This is a genomic window from Nostoc sp. DedQUE12b (genome assembly GCF_034530835.1).
Classification (GTDB): Bacteria; Cyanobacteriota; Cyanobacteriia; order Cyanobacteriales; family Nostocaceae; genus Nostoc.
In genome coordinates, this window is the sequence record NZ_JAVRCI010000037.1 from 21,268 (window position 1) to 32,792 (window position 11,525).

The 11,525-nt window shown below is 39.1% G+C and carries 11 protein-coding genes; 6 read left to right on the plus strand and 5 right to left on the minus strand.

Features of this window, described 5'->3' with window-relative positions:
* Positions 1-329: 329 nt before the first annotated feature.
* The 3 genes from RMY16_RS18590 to purE all read right to left on the minus strand — a co-directional run bounded on the left by RMY16_RS18590 (position 330) and on the right by purE (position 2,228).
* Positions 330-1,109, minus strand: a complete 780-nt coding sequence (locus RMY16_RS18590) for a class II glutamine amidotransferase (protein WP_322737652.1) — start codon at positions 1,107-1,109, stop codon at positions 330-332.
* A gap of 153 nt (positions 1,110-1,262) precedes the next feature.
* A complete protein-coding gene (locus RMY16_RS18595; protein ID WP_322737653.1) occupies positions 1,263-1,562 on the minus strand; it encodes a putative quinol monooxygenase in 300 nt (99 codons plus the stop codon).
* A 147-nt stretch (positions 1,563-1,709) separates the two neighbouring features.
* A complete protein-coding gene (gene purE, locus RMY16_RS18600) occupies positions 1,710-2,228 on the minus strand; it encodes a 5-(carboxyamino)imidazole ribonucleotide mutase (RefSeq protein WP_322737654.1) in 519 nt (172 codons plus the stop codon).
* Between the two features lie 176 nt (positions 2,229-2,404).
* Here purE and nagA point away from each other — a divergent pair, with 176 nt between their 5' ends.
* From nagA to RMY16_RS18615, 3 genes are all read left to right on the plus strand, one after another.
* Positions 2,405-3,592 carry an N-acetylglucosamine-6-phosphate deacetylase gene (gene nagA / locus RMY16_RS18605; protein ID WP_322737655.1) on the plus strand — a complete coding sequence of 396 codons (1,188 nt, stop codon included), beginning with the start codon at positions 2,405-2,407 and terminating at the stop codon, positions 3,590-3,592.
* Positions 3,593-3,870: 278 nt separating this feature from the next.
* Complete coding sequence (locus RMY16_RS18610; protein WP_322665075.1) at positions 3,871-4,002, plus strand: hypothetical protein; 132 nt, start codon at positions 3,871-3,873, stop codon at positions 4,000-4,002.
* Positions 4,003-4,379: 377 nt separating this feature from the next.
* Positions 4,380-4,787 carry a DUF4288 domain-containing protein gene (locus RMY16_RS18615; protein ID WP_322737656.1) on the plus strand — a complete coding sequence of 136 codons (408 nt, stop codon included), beginning with the start codon at positions 4,380-4,382 and terminating at the stop codon, positions 4,785-4,787.
* Between the two features lie 95 nt (positions 4,788-4,882).
* Here RMY16_RS18615 and RMY16_RS18620 read toward each other — a convergent pair whose 3' ends face one another.
* Positions 4,883-6,964, minus strand: coding sequence for a cation:proton antiporter (locus RMY16_RS18620; protein ID WP_322737657.1), 2,082 nt, complete (start codon positions 6,962-6,964; stop codon positions 4,883-4,885).
* 675 nt (positions 6,965-7,639) lie between these two features.
* Here RMY16_RS18620 and bchM point away from each other — a divergent pair.
* A complete protein-coding gene (gene bchM, locus RMY16_RS18625; protein ID WP_322665067.1) occupies positions 7,640-8,326 on the plus strand; it encodes a magnesium protoporphyrin IX methyltransferase in 687 nt (228 codons plus the stop codon).
* A 239-nt stretch (positions 8,327-8,565) separates the two neighbouring features.
* Here bchM and RMY16_RS18630 read toward each other — a convergent pair whose 3' ends face one another.
* On the minus strand, positions 8,566-9,171 hold the full coding sequence (locus RMY16_RS18630; protein ID WP_322737658.1) for a YdcF family protein: 606 nt from the start codon (positions 9,169-9,171) through the stop codon (positions 8,566-8,568).
* Between the two features lie 688 nt (positions 9,172-9,859).
* On the opposite strand from RMY16_RS18630, the gene RMY16_RS18635 reads away from it, so the two are divergent.
* Together RMY16_RS18635 and RMY16_RS18640 are read left to right on the plus strand one after the other, a co-directional pair.
* Positions 9,860-10,921 (plus strand): hypothetical protein, encoded by a 1,062-nt coding sequence (locus tag RMY16_RS18635; protein WP_322737659.1) that lies wholly within the window; start codon positions 9,860-9,862, stop codon positions 10,919-10,921.
* A gap of 65 nt (positions 10,922-10,986) precedes the next feature.
* Complete coding sequence (locus RMY16_RS18640) at positions 10,987-11,379, plus strand: hypothetical protein (RefSeq protein ID WP_322737660.1); 393 nt, start codon at positions 10,987-10,989, stop codon at positions 11,377-11,379.
* Positions 11,380-11,525 lie beyond the last annotated feature (146 nt).

Consider the following 11,525-nt stretch of genomic DNA (forward strand, 5'->3'; position numbering starts at 1 on the left):
TGACTATATTAATATAGATATACTTCAGTGTAAAGACATAAAATTTATACCAACAAAATCGGTGTTTTATATAAGTTTTTAACAACTAAGTTGGGCAAAAATTATATAAATTGGTAAGTTACAAAAGTAATGTACATCTGTAATAAAAAGATCCCCAACTTCTTCAATAAATCGGGGATCTGAGCCTCTCAGTAAAAAGGAAATTAAATAGGATTGCTATATAAAGTTTCTATTTAATTTATGAAGAAAATTACTTAATACAAACACCATGAAGAATAAAACCCATCTAGAAATTATCTAAATGGGCAAAATTGAATAACTACTTATTATTAAGTGAATGCATATTTCAGGGGCAAACCGTCCTGAAAAACTAGTAATTCTCCAGGCTGAATTTGTGTCCAAACTTCGTTGTCAGTCAGGGGTGTGGTAGCAATGACAGCGACGCGATCGCGTTCAGTAGTCACCTCCCGAAAATCTACGGTCATGTCTTGGTCAATTAAATGGGCAGCAGCAAAGGGCGCTTGGCGAACAATGTAGCTGAGTTTAGTTGAGCAATAAGCAAAAAAGTGTTCTCCATCTGATAATAAGTAATTAAATATACCCAGTTTTGCAATTGCACCAGTAATTTCTTGCAGTACAGGGTATAGTTCCTTGATATCGGGCTTACTTTTAGGAAAACGCGATCGCAATGTTTCTAGCATCATACAGAATGCTTTTTCACTATCGGTATCACCTACAGCTTGATAAAAGCCCAAATTTTCTGGATCAAAATCTGGCAAATTACCGTTGTGGGCAAACACCCAATACTGACCCCACAATTCTCTGCGGAAAGGATGGCAATTGTGTAGGGCAATTTCACCCTGAGTAGCTTTGCGGATATGGGCTATGACATGGGTTGAGTGGATGGGATAACTCCGCACAAACTCAGCTACCGGAGAAGCAACAGAAGGTTGAGCGTCTAAAAACATTCGACATCCCTTTCCTTCAAAGAAAGCAATGCCCCAACCATCGCTATGGTCATCCGTTTTTCCTCCCCGTGCAGAAAACCCTTCAAAAGAAAAGCAAATATCCGTTGGAACATTGCAATTCATTCCGAGCAATTGGCACATTAGCTCTCAATTTTTGACTAAGGTCTCAGGATCAAGATACTTCAGAATGCTGCATTGATTCTGGAGCGATCGCTTCAATCTTAGAATTTAAGGCTGAGATATGCCAAATAATCCTCAAAAATAAAGAGTCTGCTTCTAGTTAGCATGATCGCACTATGCCAAAAGATGGTAGCGGCGGATATCTGGTGCAGCAATCACTAAACCTTCGAGTTTAGCTGCTGCCGCTTGGAAATGGGGTGAATCTAGATGAGTATTCAGGGCTTCATGAGAAGCCCACTCTTCTACAAAAGTAAAGTCGGTTGGGTCGTACTGGTTTTGCAAAAGTTCATATTTAATCGCACCTGCTTCCTGACGAGTTGGCTCAATAAGTTCCAACAGTACAGCTTTTAGTTCTTCTACTTTGTTAGGCAAAGCAATAATACGAGCAACAATCTGAATAGTTTGGTTTGTCATTTGTCATTGGTCATTTGTCATTGGTCAAAGTCAAGAGTTAGGAATTCTTTCGCTGCTCCTCGGTCACTGAGCGCAGCCTCTCGTAGAGAAGTGCTGCTCCTCTGCCTCTACCCCTCTGCTTCCCTGTGGCTCTGGTATTAAAACTTATTAAAACATCTGCTGTAAATATTGTTCATAACCTAGTTGTTCTAGTTTTGCTTGCTTTGCAATTACTGATTCACATAAGGTTTGGCGATATTGTTGCACTTTTTCTAACAATTCTGGTTGATGAGTTGCGAGGATTTGTATTGCTAAAAGACCGGCATTTTTGGCATTACCGATCGCTACTGTTGCCACAGGAATACCACCAGGCATCTGTAAAATAGAATACAAAGAATCTACACCTTGTAAGTTACGAGTGGGTACAGGAACACCGATGACAGGAAGGGGAGTTAAAGACGCTACCATTCCAGGTAAATGGGCAGCACCACCGGCGCCAGCAATAATTACCTTAATACCGCGTTGGTGTGCAAGTTGAGCATATTGCACCATACGTTCTGGGGTGCGGTGAGCCGAAACGATCGCCACTTCGCTCTCAACTTCAAATTCTTCACAAACTGCGATCGCATCTTTCATAGTGGGCAAATCGGAATCGCTGCCCATGATAATACCAACTAAGGGAGTCATAATAATTCAAAATTCAAAACTTGTACTGAGCGTAGCCGAAGTATTTAAAATTATTTGAGCTAGCTTATGGAAGCTACATGATGCGGATCATCATCTCATCTATTGGCGTTGTTTGAATTGATTCATTGATATTGGTTGCATCTAAAATCAGATTTAGCTCTCTTCTCGTCAGTGTGATGACCCAAGCAATACAAAATCCTGTACATATTATCAATGCTAGAGTGACTGGTTACAAAGATTTGCAGATGCTCTTGGTTAATCAAGAGGGTATAATTGAGCAAATCTTGCCAATGGGTACAGTCGGGAAGGACATCTGTACATCCGTGATAGATGTTGCAGGTGACTGGATTTCATTGGGTGGCGTTGATTTGCAAATTAACGGTGCTTTGGGATTGGCATTTCCTGATTTGACGACTGAAAATGCTCATGTACTTCAGAAAATAACGAAATTTTTGTGGGATGTCGGGGTAGATGGATTTTTACCGACACTTGTGACAACTTCAGTAGAAAAGATTCAGCGATCGCTTGCAGTCATTGCTAATTGTACTCCCCTCTCCGTCAAGGGAGAGGGGTTGGGGGTGAGGTCATCTGCCAAGATTTTCGGAGTCCATTTAGAAGGCCCATTTTTGAATTACCAAAAGCGCGGCGCACACCCAACAGAGTACTTATTACCCTTAACAATTGACGAGGTAAAGCGGGTTTTGGGAAATTATGCCCACGTCGTAAAAGTCATAACTTTAGCGCCGGAGTTAGATCCCACTGGCGAAGTAATTCCATATTTGCGTTCTTTGGGAATTACCGTTAGTTTAGGACATTCTCAGGCAACATCTGCCCAAGCGCAACTTGCTTTTGAACTCGGTGCAACGATGGTAACTCATGCTTTCAATGCCATGCCACCATTACATCACCGCGAACCAGGATTATTAGGGGCAGCAATTACTCATCCTGATGTGATGTGTGGTTTTATTGCTGATGGTGAACACGTTTCGCCCACGATACTGCAAATTTTACTCCGTGCTAGCTATCAAGAAAAAGGGCTATTTCTTGTGAGTGATGCCCTTTCACCTCTGGGGCTACCCGATGGCGTGTATCCTTGGGACAGTCGGGAAATTGAAGTTAAAAACGGTACAGCACGATTAGCGGATGGCACCTTATCGGGGACGACTTTACCCTTATTAGTGGGAGTGCAGAATTTGGTAAAGTGGGGGATTTGTGACGTGGAAACTGCTATTTTGCTAGCTACAGATGCACCTAGACAAGCGATTGGTTTGCCTGGAATTTCCAAGAGTCAACCTGCTAATTTATTACGCTGGCATTGGGATGAAACGACAAAAGAACTAACTTGGCAGCGATTATTGGGCTAAATTTCGCTTCAAAGTGACACGGGAAGAAGCGTTAATTATACTCAGTAAAAATGTACATTTGTGAGATAGACATCATAAATCAATAAATATAGGTCTACTTGTTAAATTTCTCGCTCCCTGTCTGCCATTTCTGTTAAATGTGGGCAGTAAAGCTGTAGAAAAAGCATCTCAATGGCAAAGCGATCGCATGGTTTAATTTAGGTCTGTCATTAGAAAACCTCAACCGAGAATCAGACGCGCTGGGTGCTTATCACAATGCCCGTGAACTATATCAAGTAATGGGACTTGATGCTAATGTGCAAGATTGCAACAATGTGATTGAGCGTCTTTCTCAACCAAAAACGCCTGTAGTCTCCCGTCGTGGGTTTTGGGTGTGGTTGCATCGGTTGTGGCGTTGGGTATGCTCTTAGGTTCGGCGGTAATATTAATTTACTATCTTATGAAAAGAGAAATAGTGGGCTATTTTTCAACTATATGCTGCAAAAACCACTAGTCAGTCTGTTAACTATGGGATTGCTTGTACAACCTATTGCTACTCACTCCCAGGCTTTAACCTATAATTACAACAATGCAAATGTATCTGAGCAATCCTTACTAATAAGCCAATTTAGACCAGGGGCTAGTTGTGAAGCCAACGATAACTTAAGTTTGTTTGCTGATACTTTTATGAGTGTGTGCCGAAAAGCATCGATTAGGCGGGAGTTTCCGAGCGAGTTTCTGAACTCTTATTTAGAAGACATCAAGAAAAACAGATCGGCTAGTGGTAAAAAAGCTTGGAAGTTATTGAATGATAATAGATTCAAAAAATAGCTGGAGAGAACATGAAATGGAAACTAAAAGTGTAAATAAAGCAGAATCTTTCTATATTGCTATAATTCTCTACAAATCATCTTCAGATAAACCTGATTATCAACCTTTGTACCAAGAAAGCTTTGTCTTAATTAAAGCCGCTTCTTTGGAGGAAGCAAAAGCAAAAGCTTTGAATTATGGTAAAAATGAAAGTGTCAGCTATACAAATGAAAATGAAGAAACTATTACTTGGTTTTTGCAGCAAGTAGTAGACGTGAATTCAGTTTTGTATGATGACTTTGATTCATCTGAGGATATTGTTGATTTATATGCTCGACATTTTCGTAACTATGAGGCTTACCAGTCATTTGAGCCATTATTATCTCAAGAGCAATTTGGAGAATAGTTATCAAACTAGGCGATCGCTCTTCTCGATTCCCATCACTGAGACAAAAGCGATCGCAAGTGTTTTCTCTTTTTAATGCTATTGACTTCCCCACATCACGAGTGAGGTTCTCCAAGCAACACAATTGAACACTTCAATTCTCGAAGTAACTGCGTTGTCACTTCGCTGACGGCTAATCCCCCGGCTGTGCGATAACGAACGGAACGTAACACCGCTAAATCAAATGCCTGAGCTTCCCGAATTATGGTTCTAGCAATATCATCACCCCTGATTGTTTGGATATTCGTATTTACCTGTAACTGACCTTTAGAAGTAATATCAGACAATTGAGAGACAAAGTTTTCCACCCGAGTCGGTGGTGTTTTGCGATCGGATACGTGTAACAGCACTACTTCTGCCTGATTAACATCAGCCAAAATCTGGGCAAATCTCAAAGCGCCTATAGTTTCCCGCGTTAAGTCTCCAACTGGTACAAGAATTCTTTGAATTGTCTTAGGACTACTTAAGAGGCGTGTTACTGCTACTGGACAATGAGAAGACCAGAAAACGCTATCAATTACATTACCAAATAAGCGGGCACGCAAACCTGTTGTCTGCGACCAACCCATGACTACTAAACTAGCGTTTTGTTCTCGACTAGTGCGGCTAATCCCCAAAGCTGCATCATCATCAATCCGAATTGCTGGTGATACTTCCACCTGAAATTCTTGGCTGATTTCTTTAGCTAAATTCAATCTTTCCCGGCTTTGATTGAGCGCTGTCACTAATTGCGGATCATCCATCTGAATATGTGCTCTAGTAATAGCTAATGGCACAATTTTCCCAGATTCATGACTAGCCAGTAGTGCTGCCATTTCGATTAAATAGCGCTGGGTTTGGGGGTTGTATATTGGTACTAGTACAGTAAATGGATATTGATTTTTCTCTACTTGTTCATCTTCATTACCTTGCCACCAAGTTGTCAAACTATCTGTTTCAAAATCTGTCTGAGAAAGCTGTAGTGAAGGAGCAAATCGTGCTGTTATTATGGGCCCCATAATTGCAGTTACCAGCATAAGCACAATCACACTGTTTAAGACAGCTTCACTGATTAAGCGCTCACCAGCAGGATTTACCGTTTGATAAGCAACCAAGGTTGCTGCTAGTGTGGCTGCTACCTGTGGTAGCGACAATGACCACATCGTTAGCAATTCCGCCGTGTTGTAGCGATACAATAATTTGGCTAAGAATGCTGCTATAAATTTGCTGCCAATCAAAGCTACCACAATTACCAGAGTCAGCCAAATTGAACTGAGGGTTTTGATAAATGCAGGAATATTAATCAATAATCCCATGTCCACAAAGAAACAAGGGATAAATAAAACACTACCAATAAACTCGATTTTTTCTCTAACTGGGCTACGTCCTAGAACATCGTTGACAGCTAAACCTGCTAAAAAAGCACCAACAATTTTTTCAACTCCAATTACCTGCGCTCCGACAGATGCCAAAAATAATGCTAATAATATAAACAAAAACTGGTTACTTTGTTCATCCCCAGAGCGGCGAAAAAACTCTTTTCCTGCCCAGTCAAAGCCAAACAGGACAACAGCAGTGTAAATTGCTAATCCACCCAATAAAATTCCTAAACTCATGGCGGAGAATTCTCCTCCATGAATTCCAACACAAATTGCCAACACTAACAAAGCACCTGTGTCAGTAAAAATTGTTGCCCCAATCGTGACGGTTACAGCTTCATTCGTTACCACTCCTAGACGACTCACAATTGGATATGCCAAGAGGGTATGAGAGGCTAGTAAAGAACCAATGAGGAAGGAGGCATTCCAACCAAAATTGAATAATTGTCCTGTAGCAATGCCAGCAATCATTGGAACTAAAAATGTTAAAGTGCCAAACCCGATTGAGCGATTTCTAGTTTTACGAAACTGCTCTAAGTCAATTTCTAAACCTGCCACAAACATCAAATAAAGTTTGCCGATTTCAGAGAGCAGGTTGATAGTTTCAGACTCAGGATTTAACAACTTTAGTCCATTTTGTCCTAGTAATATACCTGCAAACAACAACCCCACTAATCCAGGTAGTCGCAGTCGCTCAAATATCGGAGGGACAGTAAAGATTACTGTTAGGAGAATTGTAAATGCAACAATAGGACTGTCTGTGAGCGAGTTCAGTGTCATGTGTAATAAATCAGCCTAGATAGTAGATGTACAATAAGCATACGAAACTTTACTTAATTTTTTTTGTATAGTTCAGTTTTATTGGTTAAATATAATTAAATTTTTAACAGCATAATTGTTGCGATCGCAATTCAACTCTATCTTAGGGAGGTATTTTTTATACCCATAGATATAAATATCGATGAGATTTGAGGTTGCAAAAATTATGGGTATTTAAATAGTTATAAATAGTATTTAGCGATCGTGAATCGTGAACCCATAAAAAATAGCAGTTTTTATTTAAAATAAACAAATATTAGCTGAACATTTATTTAAACGGAAAAATAATGCCAACAGCTTATGAAATTACAACATCACATTTGGTAATATAGACCAATCCAAAGTAATTGTATAAATATCTCAATTTAGTGATTTATTTCAAAATAAATCGCTGTTATAAGCAAAAAGTATATCTAAAAGCTATAAAACCCAAGCTAATTCAGTATTTTGCTTGTTAAGCCAGTACAACTTCAATTTTGCGCGTCTGGATTAGAATTCGACACCTTGAGTTCCTCTATGTACGTAAGTATCCTTGCTTATTGGCGAACTATCATCTGGAAAAATCTGGAAGACCGCTCTTATGGGTTCCTATCAATGATAATTTTAAGCATTGGGAACCCCTAAAAATCGAAGTTTATGAACGCAGCCGACGACAAAACGATTGTTCGCGAGTATTTCAATTCCACAGGGTTTGACCGTTGGAAGCGAATCTACGGCGATGGCGAAGTCAACAAAGTCCAATTAGACATCCGCAATGGACACCAGCAAACTGTGGATACAGTTCTCAGTTGGCTGAAGGCTGATAACAATTTACCAGAGCTATCAATCTGTGATGCTGGGTGTGGTGTCGGTAGTCTCAGCATTCCCCTGGCGGTAGATGGTGCCAAAGTCTATGCCACCGATATTTCGGAAAAAATGGTAGAAGAAGGCAGAGATAGAGCAAAGCAAACTTTGGGAAATACCGAAAATCCTACTTTTGCCGTGCAGGATTTGGAATCGTTGAGTGGTAGCTACCATACCGTTATTTGCCTAGATGTTCTCATCCATTACCCTCAAGAAAAAGCCGATGAGATGATATCTCACCTCTGTTCTTTGGCACAGTCGCGGATAATTCTCAGTTTTGCGCCGAAAACCTGCGCCTTGAGTATACTCAAGAAAATTGGCAGTTTCTTTCCTGGGCCAAGTAAAGCCACTCGTGCATATTTGCATCGTGAGACTGATGTGGTGAAAATCTTGGAAAGTAATGGCTTTTCTTTGCAACGACGGGCAATGACGAAGACTCGCTTCTATTTTTCTCGCCTGCTGGAAGCTACACGCAATTAAGGTTCAAATCGCAGCAAAGGTATAATAAGCCTCTTGCTGCGATTTGACAGATTTTGAAACATGGAAATGCGAACAGATCATCAAGCAAAAAGAAATTATTTAAAGTAATATTTAATAGCGATATTTTTGTGAAAAAACCGAAAATATTGGTTACACAGATGCTCCGATTACTAGGATTCGAAGTTTTGAAAGTGTCAGTAAGTGCAGGTTTGGACATTTTTAGTTGCAGTTCGCTACGGCTATATTTTAAACACTAAGTAGACCAAGTAAAAATAAGTTTCTCGGCTCAAAAACTCCATCTGACTCTGAAAACTGCGATAGCGGGTAGTCGGTGTGGGAGACGAATGTGCATCCATTCCTAAGCCTCGTGCCATCAATACGGCTCGCTTCATGTGCAATGGATCGCTGACAATAAGAAACTTAGTTAATTGGTGAGCATTCGCTACTTCCAAAGCATTTTTGAGGTTCTGGTGAGTTGTGCGAGATTGAGTCTCAATAAGAATATCAGTAGCTTTTACCCGTTGTGCGATCGCATAATTTTTCCCAACTATAGCTTCAGCTGGTTCATTACTCTCGCCAACTCCGCCAGTAAAAATGATTGTCTTAACATATCCATTTTTATATAAGTTAATGGCGTGGTTGATTCGCTCCCTGAAAACAGGAGATGGTTCATCTTTCCAAACTGCCGCTCCTAAAACAATTGCTGCATCTGCCTTGATATTATTAGTAGTGCTGCCATATAAATAAATACTTGAGGCAGAAGAAGCGATCGCCACCAACAAGGCAGATATCAAAGCCACTGTCAGCAAAATTAACCATTTTTTGGGAATTTTGTAATTCAGCATGGGGCGTTGTCCTATTTTTCATTCTTAGTTTCAATATCTAAGCTAAGTGCATAAGTCCTAAATATCTATGGCAACCGTGATTCAAGAGAGTCAGTACGCAACATTTTGCTCAAGGGCGATCGCAGTCTTGACGGTTTAACCTGGGACTGAATACTTTACTGTCGGCACTTTTCGAGAGATGTCAAGATCATCTCAAATGCCGAGCATTGTAGTGCTGGAGCTGACGCTCTATCTAGTTAAACTAATTTTTAAATATCACCATAGGCACGGTAGAATCCACCACTGGCTGATTCACCTATTTCTTGAACAAGGTAACGCGCACCTTCAATACGAATATCTGGCAGAGGTATTGATTCTCGCCTGCCTACTTAGCAGTCCTTGAAAGGGAGGTATAAGAGACGGTGAAAGAATTCTCATGTTTGAGATTGGTTTCATCGAAGGTATCGAGTTTAGAAAAAACTTCTAACGCGATCGCAAAATTCCGAAATTGACTAATTGGGGAGTGGAGAAGGAAACAACAGTGATTTTACTAATAGCGCGAGGGTAAGTAAATATGAATCATTTTATGGGTTTTTGATTATATTCCAAATCATTATTTCATAAGGATTTGAGACTAAGTTGTTACTCCCTCAAAGAGCAACAAGGAAAACTTGGCAATATTTTGATTTTACAATAAGGTTAAGCAAAAATGTTCAAAAGGAAATCTTTAATCGGTATTGTTATTCCGATTGCTGTTTTGTTAGGAAGTTGCGGAGATAATTTTAAGTCTGTAGAAAGCTTTAGCAAGAGCAAAGAAATAGTTGAACGAGCTTCTAATGATTTTGCTGAAGATATTTACCAATCTTGTTTACGACGTACTAGATATATCAAATTAGTTCCCGATAATGGAATCCCTTATCGCAACGAGCGGCGAGAAAGTTGTGAGACAACTGAACGAGTTGATTATGATAATTTTAAAACAGGAGTCAGTGTTTTAATTAACTATATGGATGCTCTAGGTGCTATAGCAAGCGGAAAAAATTTATCTTTAGATAAATCAATAGATGACTTAAATGAAAGTCTCAAAAGTTTATCTATTAATAGCAATAAACTAGATTCGGATGCAGTGGATGGAGGCAGTCAAATTCTTAAATTTTTATTTGATTTAGCGACTAAAAAAATTCGAGAGGATGCTCTCCAAAAAGCGATTGTTTGTACTAATGAACCTATTCATAAATATATTACTGGCAATTCGGTTCCAGCAACCGATGAGAATGGGGTCGATCTTTATAAACCTTCTAAAGGAGGCTTAATATTTCTTGTAAACAACAACTACCTTAGTAAGGCAGGAACTTTAGGCATAGAAACAAACGCAATTAATACTTACTATAAATCTTACTTTCTTATTTTAAATGAGTTAGGCAAAGATCAAATAACTCCAAGCAATTATAAAGAATTTGTTGACAGAATTACAGTAGGTGAACAATTAACAGAAGATTATAATAAAGCTATGAAAATAGTGGCTGATAAAGAACAAGCAGGTAGGGCTTATAATCAACTTCTTGTTATTACAGTTAAAGCTCATAATCGAATAAGCAAAGAATTTGCAGAAGGGCTAAAACCCAAAGATATTAATCAACTATGTCAGTTTAATGCTAAAGTTTCATTCAAAAAAATTGATGATAAAAAAATGAAGCGTATTCAAAGAATACTCAATGAATACGTCATCTCAGTCAAACCTCTAGTCAAGGAAGTCGAGCGTGCTTTTTAATTAGATTTTATCTAATTTTTTCTCATTGTCAATTCATTGTTTAAAAAAAAGGAGAGTTATTATTTATGTCCTTGAGAGATAAGATGATAGAATTAAAGACCACTCTTGAAAAAAGAGCAACAGAGCTTTCCAGGGCTAAAACAATTACTCCGAATCAATTGGAATCAATTACTAATGAATGCCAAAAAATTTTGGATTTTGCCGCCAAGATTAATAGCATAGAATTAAATAAAGTTTTAACTGATATAAATGAACCAGTCAAAAAAATAAGTGAAGCTACTAATTCTCTCGATCTAGCGGCTGCAAAAATTCAAGAATTTCAGAATTTTTTTGATATTTTAAGTCCCATAATCAGATTAGGGGAAGCTGTTTCAAATGCCATTGTAAGCGGCGGTGTAGCTGCAATTGGCAATATAGTTAGGGAACTTAGAGATGTTGGCGATCAGCTTAATACCTAATACCATTTCTTTATGAAGCAGCGCCAAATTTTCTTTATTTGGTACAAGAGTTCTCCTCTGCTCCCCTGCACAAGATTTTGAGAGATGTGGTGAGAAATCTGGGTTTGGTGCATCTTCATACAGAATTGATAGAAGTAGTCAGATAG